The 17,840-nt window shown below is 56.9% G+C and carries 19 protein-coding genes; 3 read left to right on the forward strand and 16 right to left on the reverse strand.

The annotated features are described in order from the left end of the window. Window positions 1-68: 68 nt before the first annotated feature. From F599_RS0103385 to F599_RS0103395, 3 genes are all read right to left on the reverse strand, one after another. Window positions 69-788 carry a M48 family metallopeptidase gene (locus tag F599_RS0103385; protein WP_026327783.1) on the reverse strand — a complete coding sequence of 240 codons (720 nt, stop codon included), beginning with the start codon at window positions 786-788 and terminating at the stop codon, window positions 69-71. A 4-nt stretch (window positions 789-792) separates the two neighbouring features. Continuing rightward, the gene (locus F599_RS13485; RefSeq protein ID WP_019542129.1) at window positions 793-1,554 is read right to left on the reverse strand and encodes a DNA alkylation repair protein; all 762 of its coding nucleotides are present in this window, start codon (window positions 1,552-1,554) and stop codon (window positions 793-795) included. Between the two features lie 228 nt (window positions 1,555-1,782). After that, window positions 1,783-3,066 (reverse strand): purple acid phosphatase family protein, encoded by a 1,284-nt coding sequence (locus F599_RS0103395; protein WP_019542130.1) that lies wholly within the window; start codon window positions 3,064-3,066, stop codon window positions 1,783-1,785. 329 nt (window positions 3,067-3,395) lie between these two features. Here F599_RS0103395 and F599_RS0103400 point away from each other — a divergent pair, with 329 nt between their 5' ends. Together F599_RS0103400 and F599_RS16155 are read left to right on the forward strand one after the other, a co-directional pair. Beyond that, window positions 3,396-4,169: an alpha/beta hydrolase gene (locus F599_RS0103400; RefSeq protein ID WP_019542131.1), complete on the forward strand. Its 774-nt coding sequence runs from the start codon at window positions 3,396-3,398 to the stop codon at window positions 4,167-4,169. 140 nt (window positions 4,170-4,309) lie between these two features. After that, window positions 4,310-4,768: a methylated-DNA--[protein]-cysteine S-methyltransferase gene (locus F599_RS16155; protein ID WP_026327784.1), complete on the forward strand. Its 459-nt coding sequence runs from the start codon at window positions 4,310-4,312 to the stop codon at window positions 4,766-4,768. A gap of 321 nt (window positions 4,769-5,089) precedes the next feature. Here F599_RS16155 and F599_RS0103410 read toward each other — a convergent pair whose 3' ends face one another. Continuing rightward, a complete protein-coding gene (locus F599_RS0103410; protein ID WP_019542133.1) occupies window positions 5,090-5,659 on the reverse strand; it encodes a biotin transporter BioY in 570 nt (189 codons plus the stop codon). 214 nt (window positions 5,660-5,873) lie between these two features. Between F599_RS0103410 and F599_RS0103415 the strand changes: the two genes are divergently transcribed. Then, window positions 5,874-6,515: an NAD(P)H-binding protein gene (locus tag F599_RS0103415; protein ID WP_019542134.1), complete on the forward strand. Its 642-nt coding sequence runs from the start codon at window positions 5,874-5,876 to the stop codon at window positions 6,513-6,515. Between the two features lie 129 nt (window positions 6,516-6,644). Here the strand turns inward: F599_RS0103415 and F599_RS0103420 are convergent, their stop codons facing one another. The 12 genes from F599_RS0103420 to F599_RS0103475 form a co-directional block, all read right to left on the reverse strand. Next, the gene (locus F599_RS0103420) at window positions 6,645-6,983 is read right to left on the reverse strand and encodes a branched-chain amino acid transporter permease (protein WP_019542135.1); all 339 of its coding nucleotides are present in this window, start codon (window positions 6,981-6,983) and stop codon (window positions 6,645-6,647) included. Continuing rightward, entirely contained in the window at window positions 6,980-7,768 is a 789-nt protein-coding gene (locus F599_RS0103425; RefSeq protein ID WP_019542136.1) for an AzlC family ABC transporter permease, read from the reverse strand. The genes F599_RS0103420 and F599_RS0103425 overlap by 4 nt, the downstream gene beginning before the upstream one ends. Before the next feature lie 52 nt (window positions 7,769-7,820). Further along, complete coding sequence (locus tag F599_RS0103430; RefSeq protein WP_019542137.1) at window positions 7,821-8,135, reverse strand: DMT family transporter; 315 nt, start codon at window positions 8,133-8,135, stop codon at window positions 7,821-7,823. A 224-nt stretch (window positions 8,136-8,359) separates the two neighbouring features. Continuing rightward, window positions 8,360-9,667: a sensor histidine kinase gene (locus F599_RS0103435; RefSeq protein ID WP_019542138.1), complete on the reverse strand. Its 1,308-nt coding sequence runs from the start codon at window positions 9,665-9,667 to the stop codon at window positions 8,360-8,362. Further along, window positions 9,667-10,344: a response regulator transcription factor gene (locus F599_RS0103440; protein WP_019542139.1), complete on the reverse strand. Its 678-nt coding sequence runs from the start codon at window positions 10,342-10,344 to the stop codon at window positions 9,667-9,669. The genes F599_RS0103435 and F599_RS0103440 overlap by 1 nt, the downstream gene beginning before the upstream one ends. A 293-nt stretch (window positions 10,345-10,637) precedes the next feature. Further along, window positions 10,638-12,146 (reverse strand): IMP dehydrogenase, encoded by a 1,509-nt coding sequence (locus F599_RS0103445; protein WP_019542140.1) that lies wholly within the window; start codon window positions 12,144-12,146, stop codon window positions 10,638-10,640. Between the two features lie 119 nt (window positions 12,147-12,265). Continuing rightward, window positions 12,266-12,604: a cupin domain-containing protein gene (locus tag F599_RS0103450; protein WP_019542141.1), complete on the reverse strand. Its 339-nt coding sequence runs from the start codon at window positions 12,602-12,604 to the stop codon at window positions 12,266-12,268. Between the two features lie 94 nt (window positions 12,605-12,698). Then, window positions 12,699-13,391: a TerC family protein gene (locus tag F599_RS0103455; protein WP_026327786.1), complete on the reverse strand. Its 693-nt coding sequence runs from the start codon at window positions 13,389-13,391 to the stop codon at window positions 12,699-12,701. Window positions 13,392-13,652: 261 nt separating this feature from the next. Then, window positions 13,653-14,918: a radical SAM family protein gene (locus F599_RS0103460; RefSeq protein WP_019542143.1), complete on the reverse strand. Its 1,266-nt coding sequence runs from the start codon at window positions 14,916-14,918 to the stop codon at window positions 13,653-13,655. Beyond that, the gene (gene pth / locus F599_RS0103465) at window positions 14,915-15,553 is read right to left on the reverse strand and encodes an aminoacyl-tRNA hydrolase (protein WP_019542144.1); all 639 of its coding nucleotides are present in this window, start codon (window positions 15,551-15,553) and stop codon (window positions 14,915-14,917) included. The genes F599_RS0103460 and pth overlap by 4 nt, the downstream gene beginning before the upstream one ends. An 11-nt stretch (window positions 15,554-15,564) precedes the next feature. After that, the gene (locus F599_RS0103470) at window positions 15,565-16,413 is read right to left on the reverse strand and encodes an undecaprenyl-diphosphate phosphatase (protein WP_026327787.1); all 849 of its coding nucleotides are present in this window, start codon (window positions 16,411-16,413) and stop codon (window positions 15,565-15,567) included. Window positions 16,414-16,572: 159 nt separating this feature from the next. Continuing rightward, a complete protein-coding gene (locus tag F599_RS0103475; RefSeq protein ID WP_019542146.1) occupies window positions 16,573-17,817 on the reverse strand; it encodes an aminopeptidase in 1,245 nt (414 codons plus the stop codon). Window positions 17,818-17,840: the final 23 nt, after the last annotated feature.

Below are 17,840 nucleotides of genomic sequence, written 5' to 3' on the forward strand. Positions count from 1 at the left end.
ATCCCCTCTCTCCTTGCAATGCACAAAGAATCAAAAAATCCCTGTCCCTCTATCTCTTGTCCCTTGTTTCAGCAATTTCCCGGGCTCGTTTCGAGCAGTTGCCGCACCTGCCGCCACTCCGGCATGTAACGATCCATAAGCGCGTAAAAGCGGCGGTTGTGGCCGCGCTCCGCGAGATGCAGGATCTCGTGCAGCATGACATAGGTGAGGCAGACGGGCGGTTTCGCCGCGAGTTGCAGATTGATCCAGACGCGCCGCGCCTGGATATTGCAGGTTCCCCAGCGCGTCTTCATGTCCTTCGTGCGCCACTCCCGGACAAAGAGACCCGTGCGCTCTTCCAGCGACGGCGCGACCTCTGCCATGCGCGCAACAAGTGCGTGCCGATACTGCTCGCGCACGAAGCGGACGCGCTGCGTATCTGTCAGCCCCTCCGGCACGGAAAGGAACACCTTACTGCCGCACACGAGGAATCCCTCGCCGCGCGCCCTGCACCCGACGTGCACGACAAGCACTTTACGCTCGCCCCAGAGGTCGATGGTCTCGCCTGTCAGATAGCGATGCGGCTGTTTCACCGGCAGGCAGCGAAGCTGCTGTTGTTTCTGCTCAATCCACGCGGCATTTTCCGCGACGAACGCCTCCAATACCGCGCGCGGCATGGAAATGGGCGCCGAAAGCACCACGCGTCCCTCCGGGCCCTTTACATGCAGATGCATGCGCTTGATGTGCTTGCGCTGGAATTCGACGGGGATGACTTTGCCACCCACGTGTACCAATCTGATTTCTCCCATACCATCACCGGCCCCCACATAGCGGCGCCGTTCCCCCCTCACCTCGCTGGCTCGCGCGCCGCTGCCGCAGTGCGCGGATACGAGCCTTCGCCGCCGCACCGACCTGCTGTGATTCCATGATTTTCTGCAGCGCCTTTTGATACGTCACATCATCAAGGTTACTCTTCAGCAGATATGCGCTCACAGCATGCGGATACCTGATGTAGAGAATCGAGATGGCCCACGCCACGGCCATCATCGCGTAGTATGACTGCCCGGAAAGACGATCGAGCACGGCAAGATCCCGTGCGAGATCTGCCTCTTCCACATAATAATCAAGCAGCATGACACAGGCAAACCGCACGGAATATTCCCTCTTGGAAGAAAAATACGACTCCAGGAATGACCATACCTCTGCTTTATGGGCACGCGTGAATTTCAATCCGGCACAGAAACTGTCACAGACGGACCAGTTATCGATGAGCGGCAGGAACCCACGCACCCTGCGGAGCCGCTCCTCGCAGCTGCACGCTGCGCAGCCGATCACCATGCCCTGGAGCATCACTTCCTCAAAGGTATCTTTCCCTGCCGCCTCGAGATACGCCCGCCAATCACCACCTGCGATCTCGCGCGCCAGATGGCGGAGGCGCGGCAGGCGCACGCCGATAAGCCGCGTACCGGGCGGCAGCAACCGCGCGCTGAACGCGCGGTACCGTTCCTCCGCCAGCCGCGCAAGCTGCCCACGTACCTGTGCGACACATAACTCCAGCTGACCGTCTGTTTCCATGCGTTCCTCCCCTTTCTAACCATATTAGAATAGCATATTTCCTGCCGTTTTCCCGCATAATTTTTTCAATATGCCGTTTTCCTATACCTGCATGCCCGTACGTCGTCAGCAAATCTGCAGCAATCATCCGCCGTTTTCTATGCAGTGCGCAATATATGACAAAGAAAGTCGCGGAGCATGACGTACATTGCTCCGCGATTCTTTCTGTTTTATCCAATGCGACATGATTCATGTCTTTTTCACGGCAGCCTCGTCGATTTGCGTGCCATCCGGAAGGAAGCAGCGGACAATCAGCATACCTTCATCGGCATCCAGTGTCAGATAGTTATCCGTCTCCGGCTGCGGCGCTACGACCTCGTCAAGTGCGTGATCCACCCAGAGCCCCGGATAGCGCACATCGCCAGCCACGCCGGTCAGGATGTAGAGCGGACCTTCCGCACTGCGCTCGAAGCCTTTGATATGGCCGCGGTTGCGGTACGTATGGAGATGGGCGGAGAGAACGAGGTCGATGCCCGCCGCGTCGAAGAGCGGCATCCATATTTTGCCCTCTTCGGAAAATCCTTCCCCACGCTCCGGTCGTCCGTGGATGCGATACTGCAACGGGTCTTTATGCATGAGCACGACCTTCCACGGCTGACGCGTCCGCTGGACATCCGAACGGAACCACGCCTCCTGTGCCTCCGTGATATGGGGATGGCGTTCCTGTTCCTCTCCCTGCTGGGTATCGAGTACGAGAAAATGTACCGGACCGTAGTCAAAGGAATAATAGCGGCGGTCATACTCCTTGCTGCCATTTCCTGGCAGCGCGAACTCACGCAGATAGGCCACAGGTTCGCGCACTTGCCACTGCTTGTCATACGTCTCGTGATTCCCCATGAGCGGGGCGATGGGAATGGTGTCGATGATGCCCTCCACGCCATCCAGCCAAGCATTCCACTGCGTATGATCCTCCCCATTATCAACGAGATCGCCCATATTGATGAAGAACTTCGCGTCAGGGTTCCTCTGCCTGGCCATTTGGGCGAGCTCCCTCCAGCCTGCATAGTCGCTCGACTGCGAATCGGGAAAGATGAGCGCGCGAAACGCGCCGCCATCGTCTGCCTGGAGCGGCGTCCAGCCGCCTCGCTCCTCACCCGCCGCAACGCGGTAGCGATACCGCGCACCACGCTCCAGTCCTGTGACCTGAGCCGTATAAAGATAGACCGTCACGCCGTCCTCCGTGAAAGCCTCCTCCTCTGCGGGGAAACGCTGCATCTCCGCCGCCCCTTCGCGCGTCAATTCCACGGCGGGCGCGACAAGCGACGCGGGAGACTGCCACATGATGGTGCGCGCCGCCGCGTTGTCCTGTGCGACGATCTGCCGCAGATAGGTGACACGCCCCCTCCCGAGCGCTGCCGCAGTCCTGTCCCTGAGTTCCGGCAGGATCCGCCCGCGCGCGAACACCCAGCCTCCGCCCAGCACGACAGCGCCGGCGCAGAGTGACAGAAACTGACGCCTCGAAATTTTCTGCATATACCTTGCTCCCTTTTCCAGTAGGATTGTTTGTGAGCAACGCCGCTGCTTTCTCATGCTCATTCACTTACGCGGCGACTCTTTCCTCCGTCCCCATCATAACAAAAAGCCGTACGGATGAGAAATGCCTATGTAATATCACTAACAATACAGTACATACATGACAAGTGCATTTCCTAAGCTATGCGAGACACACCATATCCGAAAAGTAGACGTCTGTGCGCCACGTCTGTTATAATGAGAAACAACATCTCACTGGATTTCATGCGCCCGCGCGAGCACAACAAACGTTACGCTTCGACAACGGCGCGAAGAAATGAGGCTATCACATGGAAAAACATTTCGATATCAACGAGCAGGGTTACAGCATCCGCTGCAAGCTCATCTGCAGCGACCACGACAAGACCGCACGCGCTTTCGACCATATCGCCATCGTCACACACGGTTTCGGCAGCAGCAAGGAAACGGCCGGCACATCAAAATTCGGTGAGCACCTGACTTCCAAGTACAAAGGCTGGGCGGCCATCGCGTTCGACTGGCCCTGCCACGGCATGGATGCGCGCAAGAAGCTTACGGTCGCGGAATGCCTGACCTATCTGTCCATTGTCACGGACTACGCCAAACATGAGCTCAAAGCGAAAGATCTCTGCAACTACTCGACCAGCCTCGGCGGCTACCTGACGCTCCGCTACCTCATAGAGAAGGGCAATCCGTTCTGCAGGATTGCCCTGCGCTGTCCTGCCATCCACATGTACGAGACAATGAGCGGCCGTATCCCCGAAGCTGACCACGCCAAGCTCCGGAAAGGCAAGGAAGTCCAGATCGGTTTCGAGCGGAAAATGAAGATCGACCAATCCTTCCTCGATGATCTCAGATCTTTCTGCCCCATGGATCACGAGTACTTCGATTTCGCCGACCACATGCTCATCCTGCACGGCACGGCAGATGAGATGGTCCCCATCGAAGATGCCCGCGCCTTTGCCGAAAACAACGTCATCGAATTCCTTCCCATCGACGGCGCCAATCACCCCTTCCAGAATCCCGAGCACATGGCGCTTGCGATTCATGAAATCATCGAGTTCTTCCATGCAGGGACACTCTGAAAACAGTTGATGAAAAATCCATCGCCGCAGCAAAAAGCAGCCACGCCATGTGACTGCTCTTTGCTGCGGCGGTGAACCATAGGAACAAAGCAATATGAGAAAATCAGCCGACCGAAAAACAGAAAGGGGCGTCATGCGGCATGAAAGGAACAATCATTTACCATTCGCCAGCATGTGATATGCAACTGGAGTGGGAAAACGATGCGGTCACGGCATTGAAGCCTGCCGCCACAGGTATCAGGTCTGGTGCAGCGAACGAATTGACAGCACTGGTGTTCCAGCAGCTCGACGAATACTTCAAGGGAACGCGAAAAACGTTTGATTTCCCGTACCAGCTGCACGGCACACCATTCCAGAAAACTGTCTGGGCGGCGCTGCGGGAAATCCCTTATGGAGAAACACGCAGTTACAAGGACATTGCAGAAGCTATCGGCTGTCCACGAGCGTTCCGCGCGGTCGGTATGGCCAATCACGCGAACCCTATCTTCATCGCTATTCCCTGTCACCGCGTCATAGGTGCAGACGGAAGCCTTGTCGGCTATGGCGGCGGTCTGGGTATGAAAAAGCTGCTGCTCGAGCTGGAGAGAAGAAACAAGTAACACAACCATCGGCAATCGTCTGCTTTATATTAAGGAAGCGCTGATGAAATGAGGTGCTCCGGATTTACGTGAATGCGCTGTACTCTTCGGAGACAAACCGCAGGCGTAGCCGAAGCTACGCTGAGGATGACAGGGCGACGAGAGGACAGTGCAGACGCGTGAAGACGGAGTGCCGAATTAATCAGGGGTTCCTTAATGCCCAATGCCCCGTATAAAGCGAACTGCATACAGAAACGGCATGATGCCACTTCCTCTGGAACTCACGCATACAGGACGATAGGCGTGCGCTGTCCGCCAAGTGCATCGTCAGGCTCCGTCCACTCATCTGTTCGCCAGCATCCGATTGACCCGCTCCGCAATCACAGCCGCCAGCAGAGCTTTCATGATATCGCCGGGAATGAACGGGAACACCGCCATAGCCATTCCCTGGATAAGATCAACATGCATGACATACATCATCGAAATCAGACCGCCGACATATGTCAACGGCACACCCGCGACAACTGCGACGAGCGCATAGCGCCGGAAGCTCACCTTGCTGCCCTTGAGCAGACTTTCCACCAAGCAGACGAACGGCCAGCCAATATAGAAACCACCCGTCGGTCCGAACAAACGTCCCAGACCGCCTACACCACCTGGAAAAATCGGCAGGCCGACAGCGCCTAAGAGCACATAGGCCGCCACGGCGATGAACGTAAGCTGCGGCGGCAGCACCAGCGCCGTCACCGTCAACGCAATCGTGAGCGCCGTCACGAGTCCCGGCGTGAACGGCAAAGGAAAGGAAATGAACGCTGACACGCAGCAAAATGCAATGCAGAGCGCCATCTTCACCATATTTTGCACTGTGAAAAGCTGTGCCTGCTTTTTCCCTGTCGTCATATCTGTCTGCATATATAACGCCTCCTAATCGTAACTTCTCTCATTATACGAACATCAACAGGATACGTCAACTTATCTCTCCGTTTGGTTTACTGCATCGATAGGCACCCTCAGGCACGCTTGCTCTACTATGCACAAATGCATATAATATAGATGACTGGCAAAGGCAAGATATCCGTTGCTAAGTGATTCCCTGCCTGCTGCCGTACAATGAGGAGGAACCGCCATGCAAGCCATCATCATCGGCGCGACCGGCGCTGTCGGTCGCGATCTGCTCACCACACTCCTGCGCGACGCGCGCTATGACAGCGTCATCACCTTTACACGCCGTGAGGTCGGCATCGACAATGCGAAACTCCGCTCCTACATCGTCGATTTTGAGAAACCAGAGGGATGGCATGATCTCGTGCGCGGCGACGTGCTGTTCTCGGCGCTCGGCACCTCCAAGAAGCAGGCGGGCTCTCAGGCGGCGCAGTACCATGTCGACCATGATTACCAGATGATGTTCGCCCGCTTCGCGAAGGAAAACGGCGTGCCGCGCCTCGTGCTCGTTTCCTCCGTCGGTGCCGATACCCACGCACATTTCTTCTATCTGCGACTCAAGGGCGAAATCGAGGAAGAAATGAAAACGCTCCAGTTCGAGGGCCTCACGATCCTCGCGCCACCCGCTCTCATCCGGCCGCATGCGAAGCGCCCGCTCGAAACCATCTCCGTGCGTGTACTCCAGGCCCTCAATACGCTCGGCCTCGCACGCAACATGGCACCGATGCCGACATCCGTCGTCGCCGCCTGTATGGCGGCAAAGGGTGCCGACGGCTTCCGCGGTACGCGCCGTATCTCAGGCCAGGCCATCCGCGCTGCCTGCTGAACCGCGGCACTTCACGGCACAGCCAACACTTGCAGACACGCAAAGGTCCCTCCCATTGCCAGGAGGGACCTTTCGTTTGTGCGTTGCGTTTTGCGCGTCCAGCCTGCTTTGCAGGACGTTTCCACATACTCAGGCAAACACGCGTTGGACGAGCAGCATATAGAGGGCTGTGCCTGCCGCCATCGAGACCAGCATGCGGCGCAACCAGAGATGCAGCCCAGCTGTGACAGCGACAGCGATGAGTTCCGGCATGCCATGCGGCGGACGCCCCCAGGCCACATCCTTCAGGCAATAGACGACGAGCAGACCGAAAATCGCTGCGGGCAGGGCATTGCCCAGATAACGCACGAGAGGCGGCGTCGGCTTGCGCGCAGAGATGACGAGGAAGGGCAGGAACCGCGTGAGCATTGTCGCGGCCGTGCAGAGCAGCACTGTGATGGCCTGCTGATAAAGCGGCATGTCTGTCATCGCATCACACCTCTCTCCACCGCAGCGCCCTGCCGTCCGCCGCCATCCCCTGCTGCCTCGGACTCCGAGAAGGGCGCTGCATACCGCTGCTCCAATGGCCGACGGGCCAGGAGCAACACCAGCAAGATGATCACCATCGCCGGCACCATGAACGACTGCGCACCGAAAAGCGCCAGACTGCCGCCCGCCGCCAAGATACCGAGCATCGCTGTCGCATGACAGGACTCATGGAGCCACTGCTCAAGGAAAATAACCACGAACATCGCCGTCATGACGAAGCCAAGCCCCGTCGTATCAAACGGCAACATGCCGCCGACCAAGCCACCAAGCAAGGCGCTGAGCACCCAGTACCCCTCATTGAGCCAGGTAATCCAGAGCATGAACCAGCCCCGGTCCACATCTTTTGGCAGGCGCCGTTTCGCCGTGAAGACAATGGAAAACGTCTCATCGCAAAGACCGTAGATGAGGAAGAACCGCTTCCAGCCAAGACCGCGGTATGTATCGAAGAGCGAAAGCCCATAGAAGAGATGCCGCGCCTGGATGAGCAGCGCGAGTAAAAATGTCGCGAGCGGCGCAAACGGAGCAAGGAGCAACGAGACAGCGACGAACTCCAAAGAGCCGCCAAAGATCACAAGTGCCAGCAAAAACGGATAATAAAACGGAAATCCCATGACGTTCATATAGACGCCATAAGCGAACCCCAGGAACGCAAATCCCGCCAGAATGGGAGTCGTATAGGGGAACGCAGCCAGAAGCGCCCGCCAGCAGACATGCCCTTTCGTCATCTCTCATCCTCCTTCTTGCCAAAACAGTGCCATTCAATCTTGCCTGTCACCCTCATGTCAGTGCACGCAGTCCGACGATGCCCACGACAACGCAGCCGACACAAAGCATCTGCGCCAGACTCATCGTCTCGCCGAGCATGAGCACGCCCACGAGCACCGTACCGACCGTACCGATGCCCGTCCAGACACTATACGCTATACCGAGCGGCAGCGTACGCAGCGCACGGGAGAGTAGCAAAAAGCTCGCCATCATGCCGAACACCGTCACGATACTCGGATAAAGGCGCGTGAACCCTTCCGTATATTTCAGTGCTACCGCCCACAGAACCTCGCAAAGCCCTGCGAAAAAAAGGACGACCCACTGCATCTTTCTTCCCCCTTTCCAGTATCATAGACAACGCGCCGTTGCCCTACAAGACAAAAGGCATCGGCACATCCCTTGCGCACGCGGCGCTGCCTACGGGATGTCCCAATGCCCTTCCTGCCATCCGGCGACGAACAGATCTCTTTCTCTGCGGTATATTAACAAAAATCCGCTTGCCTGTCAATAAGGATCACACCCTGCAGTTCCCTGTGCAGTCCCCATCTCCACTACGCGGTTTTCGCCTTTGCCTTCGTCCGCAGCTCCACTGTAAAGCGTGTCCCTTTGCCAAGCGTGCTTGTGACCTCGATGCTGCCGTGGTGCAGGTTGACGATCTCCTGCGCGATGGAAAGTCCCAGCCCGTTGCCGCCCATCTCGCGCGAACGTGCTTTGTCTACGCGATAAAAGCGGTCAAAGATACGGCGCTGATCCTCTTTGGCGATGCCGATGCCTGTATCCTGCACAAAGAACCGCACGCGCCCCTGCGGCGCTTTCTCAAACCCCACATGCACCTCGCCTCCATCCGGCGTATACTTCACCGCGTTATCGACGAGGATGAGCATAAGCTGCTTGATTTTCTGCTCATCTGCCTGTATGACATGCGCATCGCAATTCCGGATGTCGAGCGCGATATGCTTCTTGTCCGCGAGCGGCTGCATGAGGCGCGCCGTCTGTGAGAGGAGCTCCGCCGCATCGAATTTTTGCAGCTTGAGTTTCAGCGCCTTGTTGTCGCTGCGCGCGACGAGCAGGAGATCGCTCACGAGGCGCGTCATCTTCTTGACCTCGTCGCGCACATCGGCAATGACCTGCTTGAGGAACGGCGATGTGATGGACGGATCGTTCTCTAGGAGATCCGCCGACGCCATGACGACCGCGAGCGGCGTCCGCAGCTCGTGTGAGGCGTCCGCCGCGAACTGCCGCTGTTTTTCATACGCTTCGCGCAGCGGCACCATCGCGCGGCCTGAGAGGATATGGCCGAGTACTGTTGCCAGGAGCAGTGCGACGATACCGAGCACGACCATCGCGTACGTCGATTTCTGCAGACCGTTGTACATCGCTGTAACATCCTTGCCAACATAGACCGTCTGCACGGAGCCGTCATCATTTACGACCGTTTTGGCCGTCATCATGATGCGCGTCACCTGTTCTCTCTCATTCTTCCTGCCGAATACCGAGACCTCCCCCTCCTGTGCCTGCCAGTTGCTCACGACATCGAGGATGAACGGCTCGATATGGAACGAGGCCCGCGCGAAATTCGACAGCCGTCCATCCTGGTTGAAGACATAGAAAAACAGCCTGTCATTCGTGCTCTTGTAACCGGCATCCTCGAGCGTAAGCCCCGGATGCTGGTTGAAATACGCCTGCGCCTCCGCCACATTCCCCGCCGTATCGAGAAGCTCGCGCGCCTGCTCCGAGAAGATCGACCACTCCAGTGTCTTGTGCGCGATGAAAATGAGCGCGATGAGGAACACGCACATGATGAGCGAATAAAAGAGCGTGAGGCGTCGGCGGCCCTGTCCGAAGATATTCGCTGCCATCAGGTATCTGCCTCAAGCTTGTAGCCGACGCCGCGCACCGTCTTGATGATGGTCCTGCCATCACCGGTATCGAGCTTCTTGCGCAGAATCTTCATATAGGAATCGATGTTGTTCGAACTCACGTCAGACTCCAGCCCCCAGATGCGATCGAGGATGATGTCGCGCGGCACGACGATGCCGAGATTCTGCGCAAGCAGATCGAAAATCTGGAACTCGCGCGGCGAGAGCTGGATGACCTGATCCGCCTTCTTCAACACCTTGGCCGTGCGGTTGAGCGTAAAACCGCCGACCTCGACGACATCCTGCTGAATTTTCTGCGTGCTGCGGCGCCCGAGTGCACGCAGGCGCGCGAGAAGCTCTACGAACTCGAATGGCTTGACGAGATAGTCGTCCGCACCCGCATCGAGACCTGTCACGCGATCCTCTACGGAGTCGCGCGCCGTCAGCATGAGAATTGCGCGCTCATAACCGTCCTTTCGCAGGCGGCGGCAGGCATCCACGCCGCTCTCCCCCGGCATCATCCAATCGAGCACGAGGATATCATAATCCGTAAACTTCGCGTAATCGTAGATATCGCTGCCATCCGTCACCCATTCCACCTGAATGTGGTTCTGTTCGAGCATATATTTAATGAGCTTTCCAAGTCTCTGGTCATCCTCCGCGAGCAAAATACGCATATCAGTCTCTCCTCCATTCTTTGCCATCACTCTAGCGCCCTGCGCTGAAAACACACTGAAAGACGGTTGACCTGGTAGCCCCCAGTGGCAAGCCTCATCATACCGGCCCCTATGGGCAGCACACAATGCCGCATCCCCATCCGCACAAAGCTACATGCACAAACGTCCACTTCGTGGGCATTGTGCATCGCCCTTACAGTAAAAAAGGCGCTCCCGCCTGCTGGCCTCCTTGCGGAAACGCCTGCACGGCAGAAGCACCTCTTTCCTGCGCAGGTATCCCTGCGGGAATTTTCTTATTCGCGGCTGTTGAACTTATTGCGCAGGATGACATCATGCGAGCCGCCCTCGACGATCGACGTCGAGGAGACAAGCGTCAGCTTCGCCTTGTCGCGCAACTCAGCGAGATTCAGCGCGCCGCAGTTGCACATCGTCGAGCGCACCTTCGACAACGTGATGTTCACGTTATCTTTCAAAGAACCGGCGTACGGTACATAGGAGTCGACGCCCTCCTCGAACGAGAGCTTCTTCGCGCCGCCGAGGTCGTAGCGCTGCCAGTTGCGCGCGCGGTTCGAGCCCTCGCCCCAGTACTCCTTGTAGTACGTGCCGTTGATCTTGACTTTGTCCGTCGGGCTCTCGTCGAAGCGCGAGAAATACCGGCCGAGCATGAGGAAGTCCGCGCCCATCGCGAGTGCGAGCGTCATGTGGTAGTCGTGCACGAGGCCGCCGTCCGAGCAGACCGGGATGTAGATGCCCGTCTCCTCGAAATACTTATCGCGCTCGCGGCAGACATCGATGAGCGCCGTCGCCTGACCGCGACCGATGCCCTTCGTCTCGCGCGTGATGCAGATGGAGCCGCCGCCGATGCCAACTTTCACGAAGTCCGCACCCGCCTCCGCGAGGAAGCGGAAGCCCTCCGCGTCGACGACATTGCCCGCGCCGACTTTGACATCCTCACCGAAATGCTCGTGGATATAGCGGAGCGTGATGCGCTGCCACTCCGAGAACCCCTCGGAGGAATCGATGCAGAGCACATCGGCGCCCGCCTTGAGCAGGGCCGGCACGCGATCCGCGTAGTCGCGCGTATTGATGCCCGCGCCGACGACATAGCGCTTGCCCTCATCGATGAGTTCGTTGCCGTTCTCCTTGTTGTCCGTGTAGTCCTTGCGGAAGACCATGTAGCGCAGGCGCTGTTCCTTGTCGACAAGCGGCAGCATGTTGAGTTTCTTGTCCCAGATAATGTCGTTTGCCATCGAAAGCGTCGTCGTCTCCGCATCGGCATAGACGAGTTTCTCAAACGGCGTCATGAACGAGCCCGCCTTTTCATCGAGGCTCATGCGGGAAAGACGATAATCGCGGCTCGTGACGATGCCGAGCAGCTTGCCCGTCGGCGTGCCATCCTCCGTCACCGCCATCGTCGAATGGCCCGTCTTCTCGAGCAGCGCGAGAATCTCACCGAGCGTCGTCTCCGGCGTGATGTTGGAATCACTCGTCACAAAGCCCGACTTATAATTCTTGACGCGCGCGACCATCGCTGCCTCTTCCTCGATCGACTGCGAGCCATAGATGAAGGAAATACCGCCCTCCTTGGCGAGTGCGATTGCCATCGTATCGTTCGAGACCGCCTGCATGATAGCAGAAACCATCGGGATGTTCATCGTAATCTTCGGCTCTTCACCCTTTTTGAACTTCACGAGCGGCGTCTTCAAGGAAACGTTCGCAGGGATGCATTTATCCGAGGAATACCCCGGGACAAGGAGATACTCTCCGAATGTATGCGATGGTTCAGGATAGAAATAAGCCAACGAAACCCCTTCTTTCTTTCATACTTGAAAACTGACGAAAAATTATTGCTATCATTATAAACCGTTTTCGCCAATTTCGCAAGAACCCGCGCAAGTATGAACAACGAGACTTCTATGCCTTACGAAGGGAACGCTACCACCAGCAGCATCTTGAAATTCTCCGTACCATGGACAGCATGCGGATGATGCGCTGGCATCACAATGCTCTCACCGGCCTTGAGCGCATAAGACTGCCCATCAATCGTGATGCATCCTACACCATCGAGCGCTGTCACCATTGCGTCTCCCTTCGACTCATGTGTGCTGATGCCCTCGCCTTTGGCAAAGGCAAACAACGTGATGCCAAGTCCCTCGTTCTGTATCAACGTCTTGCTGACTACTTGACCGCTCGCATATGTCACCAAATCCGATAGCCGCAGGACCTCAGTCTCGGGAATATTTCTCAGAATATTTTCCACAAAAATGCACTCCCTTCTGAATATGAATCATTGTCTCTCTAAGTATGTCACATTGTTATCAATTCCGTCGTACCATTTGTTACATTGCAGCGAATCAGACATGCTCCGCACGCCGCGTCTCTTTCCTGTGGCGCACTGCCAGGCCAACAAGCACGACGCCTGCAGCAAGCGCGACCTGCAGCGTCGATGCCGCCCAGCTGCCTACGCTGCCCGTAAGTGCCGCACCAATAATCTTATCATGCGCAATCATCGAGCCCGCAGTCCAGCCGAGAAGTCCTGCCCCCGCATAAAGGATGAACGGGAACCGGTCCATGAGCTTTCCAATCAAAGTGCTGCCGCCCACGATAATGGGAATGCTGATGAGGAAGCCCAGCACGACCAACAAGAAGCTCCCGTGCGACGCACCGGCAATGGCCAGGACATTATCGACGCCCATCGCGGCATCTGCGATGATGATGGTCTTCACAGCCCCTATGAGACTCTCAGAGGGCGCGACCTGCGCCTCTGTCTCCTCTGGCATCAGGAGCTTCACGGCGATGGGCAGCAGGATCAAACCACCGATTGCTTGCAGATATGGAACGGTGAGCAACCATACCGCCGCCAGCGTCATCACAAGGCGTATGAGCACCGCACCCCCCGTACCGATGAGGATGACCTTTCTGCGCAGGTGCGGCGGTAGTTTGTTCGCCGCCATCGCAATCACAACAGCATTATCGCCGCCCAAGAGCAGATCGAGGAGGATCAACGTTCCCAGCGCCATAAAGAATTCCACCGACAAAATTTCCATCTCTTTACCCGCCTTTCTCAAGAGGATGCTGCTTTTCATCAGCATCCAACAAAAAAGAGACTCTCGCATGGTATCCCAAAAACGGGTATCATGCGAAAGTCTCACCTATCACTTATCCCAGCTACGCCTTGCGCGTCTTCGAGATTCCACCATGATGCTGCTGCCAGCCGCGGGTGCGGCATGTATGTTGACAACAGCCGAGAGGCTACTCCCCTTCGCTATTCTTTTCTTTTTGCAGTCTACCATATCGAACGTCAGATGTCAATCTCTCTCCGTCTTCGACTCGATGTAGTGGCTGAAGCTACCGATGACGAGCTGAGGGAATTCCTGATGCAGTGCGCGCAGAAAAGGTTTCGTACCGAGCGGCCTCTCCTGCTGCGGCGGCATGATGGCGAGGAACGCATCCGGATCGATGTTCAGGTTCCTCACCTGTATCATCTGAACAGGCAGCTCCCGGAAAAATTTCTGCCAGGCTGCAAGCTCCTCCGGCCGATCGTTGAAACCGGGGAAATACAAGAGATTCAGCGAAACATAAACGCCACGTTCCAGCGCATAGCGGATAGAGGCTTTGACATCCTCAAGGTGATAGCTGGCACGATAATACGCGTTATAGCTTTCAGCGCGCGCGCTGATAATGGAAACGCGCAAGCTGTCGAGGCCCGCATCGACAATCTCGCGGATGCCCTGCGTATAGCCGGCATTGGAGTTCATGTTAATCTGTCCCCGCTTGGTCTTCTCCCGTATGAGGCGGATACCCGCCGCTATGTTTGCGGCCGCCAGGCTAGGCTCGCCTTCACAGCCCTGTCCGAAGCTCACGATACCATCCGGTGCGACGGAAAGATGATACACGCCGACCTCGGCAATCTCCTCCGGAGTTGGCCGGAACGTGATGCGCTGCTGCGGCGAGGGGCAGCATTCTGCCGGCTGCAGAGAAATGCAGCCGAAACAGTTGGCATTGCAGACTGGAGAGGCCGGGATTCCCACCTCCCAACGGCGATAAAAGAGATTCTGTGCCGTGCAGCAATGCCACTTAAGCGAGCAACCAGCCACCTGTTCCACGATACGATTGCCCGGCAGCTCTTTTTTCGTCCGCTTGACGAGCTTCTTGAGTTCCGGCGTATTGTAATGCACAGGATCCCATTTATCATTCTCATCCGTGTAGATGGCCGCACAGCATAGTTCATCGCGATAAACGACGACCGCCGTATAGCCGTAGAGCGGCAGTCGCTGTGCTCCCTCCTCCCGCACATAGGCCGGGAGATAGAGACGCGTATAGCCGGCAGGCAGGATGGCGGCGACGGCCAGCCCCGTCATGGGGAGCACCTCTCCCTCCGCCGTCTGTCCGACGGCCTGATGCTGCGGTAGGAGCATGAGATCTGCACTCTCCGGCAGCGGAATGAGATCCTCCGGGCGGAGCGGGACATTCTCGTTGCCGAGGCGCCCCATACCGCGCAATCCTGCCGCATCGAGGATATTGCCCTCTTCGTCTGCATAGACGGCCGTAATGAGCTCATCAGCCTGCGTCATCGCGATACCTCCTCTGCCTGGGAGGGCTCGGCTGCCGTTCCCACATGTTCCTTGCTCTTGCTTTTCTTTTCCTTCTTGGGATTGTAACGGTTCATCGCCTTGTCGACATCTTCCGTCACAATGCACTCGATGGCCGGAACGAGGTAATGGATGGCCTCGGAGACTTTCGCCGCATCCTCCGGAGGAAACGGTGCCAGCACATGATTCACGACCGTCCAACCAGGCAGAGGACGGCCGATGCCGATGCGTACACGAGCGAAATGCTCATCCCCCAGATGCGCGAGAATCGATTTGATGCCATTATGCCCGCCGGAGCTTCCTTTCTTGCGGATACGGATGGTGCCAACGGGAATATCCATATCATCATGCGCGACAATGAGATCTTCCGCCGCCAGCTTGTAAAAATTCATGAGGGGCGCAATCGCGCGCCCACTCTCATTCATATACGTCTGCGGTTTGACGAGCAGGATTGCCTCACTACCGATGCGCGCTCTCGCGATGAACGCATCATACTTCTCCCGCCACTCAGTGACGCCGAGATGCGCCGCCAGCGCATCCACCATGAGGAACCCGACATTATGTTTCGTCTGCGCGTACTCTCTTCCCGGATTGCCCAGGCCCGCAATGACCTTCATAAAAAGCCTCCTCAGTCGTTCGCTGTCGGATCACCGACCAAGAACATATACGCCGCTACGACGATACCGAGCGCGATGCGGTACCAGCCGAATACTTTGAAATCATTTGTCTTGATATAGCTCAAGAGAAACTTAATCGAAACGATCGATACGATAAACGCAGTTGCCATGCCGAGGACGAGGATGAGCACCTCTGCACCCGTATAATGGATGCCGAACTTCACCATCTTGAGGAAGCTCGCACCGAACATGACAGGAATCGCGAGAAAGAACGTGAACTCCGTCGCGACATAGCGGCTCGCTCCAAACAAGAGACCGCCGATGATTGTCGAACCAGAACGGCTCGTGCCCGGCACAAGCGAAAGCACCTGGAAAAAGCCGATGATGAGTGCTGTCTTATAGTCGAGATTCCGCAGATCCGTCACGCGCGGGCGGCGACGCTTGTTATAATTCTCAACGACAATGAAGAGGATGCCGTAAAAAATGAGCGTCGTCACGACGACAGGCGCCGTCATCAAGTGCTCTTCCATGAATTTATTCAGCATGAGACCGATGACAGCTGCTGGCAGAGAAGCCACGATGACCTTCTTCCAAAGCTCGACGGTCTCCCCCTTCTCCCGGCGCGTCTTCGCAGCAGAAAAGGGATTGAGCTTCTCGAAATTGAGCACGACGACGGCCATGATGGCACCGAGCTGGATAACCACGAGGAACATGTCCATGAACTGCTTGGATACCTGCAGTTTGATGAACTCATCTACCAGGATCATGTGTCCAGTGCTCGAGACAGGCAGCCACTCCGTCAGTCCCTCAACCACGCCGAGCAGTACCGTCTTCAATAGGTCAGCAAACGTAACGTCCAATCTTGTTTCCTCCTATGTGGGCAATATTTTTTGCAACAGCCTTCATTATAGCACAGAGCCACACTCCATAACATGAAAAATTCAAGGAAGCGCCGAATGAATCAGCGCTTCCTTGAGACTATAGATGAATCCAGCAATGCTGAACACCTTTCCTGTCGATCATGGCGGAAACGGCGCGAAATTACCCTTGATGAAAACAGGAACTTCCCGCCCATCAGCGCGGCGCTTGCCGACGATAGAGAGATCGTTGCTGCCGACCATGAAATCCTCATGCAGCAACGAGTCATTTACGCCGCGGCGCAGCAGTTCCAAGCTCTCGAGCGATGCACCATCCTTCAGGCAGGTCGGATACGCCTTGCCAAATGCAAGATGGCAAGCGGCATTCTCATCAAAAAGCGTATTGTAGAACAGAAGGCCGCTCCTCGAAATCGGTGAATCATAAGGGACGAGCGCCACCTCGCCGAGATGGCAGGCCCCCTCGTCCGTCGCTAGGAGTTCCCTCAGCTTCTCCCCGCCGCTTTCCGCATGTGCAGTCACGACGCGGCCATGCTCGAAGCGCAGGCGCATACCCTCGATGAGGCTGCCCTGATAGACCAGCGGCTTCGTGGCAACGACCGTACCATCCACGCCATCACGATGCGGCAATGTGTATACCTCCTCGGTCGGCATATTCGCAACGAATGACACACCCGTCTGGGAATCCTCCGAGCCACCCGCCCAAAGATGCCCCTCCGGCAATTCGACGACCAGATCCGTACCCAGCCCATTCGTATAGTGCAGGCTTGCGAAATCCTGGGCATTGAGGAAAGCCGCAGCACGATGCAAGAAAGCGATATGTTCCTGCCAAGCTGCGACTGCATCCCCGCCACCTATGCGCACCGTCTTCAAGATGGCTTCCCAGAGCCGCTGTTCCGCCTCTCCTGCCACGCAACCCGGAAAGACCTTTGCCGCCCAGGCCGGTGTCGGCACGGACACGACACACCAAGTATTCTTGTTGCTCATGAGGCGCGCACGGTACTCGAGCAGAGCAGCCCCTGCCGCCTGCTGCGCAGAGGTCAGCCGCTGTGGCTCAATGTCATGGAAGATTTCCGGATCTCGCGCGGCGATGGACACAAACGCAGCCCCCTGCTCTGCATAATCCGTATAAAACAGGCGCTTCCACTCGGGAAACTCCGAAAACACAGAACGCGGCGCCATCCCGTATTTGATGTGGTCAGACACCTCATCATTCCAGCTCATGACCACCTCGTGCGCACCAGCGCGGTACGCCTCCTCCGCGAGCAGGCGCGCAAACGGCGCGCACGTGAGCGGCGTATTGACGACGAGAATCTGGTCCCGTTGCAAGTTCACGCCGACCTTCACGATCAGTCGGGCATAGGCTCGGAGCAGTTTCTTATCCGGCATATCATGTCCTCCTTCTAGATCAA

The organism is Selenomonas bovis DSM 23594, assembly GCF_000381005.1.
GTDB classification, from domain to species: Bacteria; Bacillota; Negativicutes; order Selenomonadales; family Selenomonadaceae; genus Selenomonas_C; species Selenomonas_C bovis.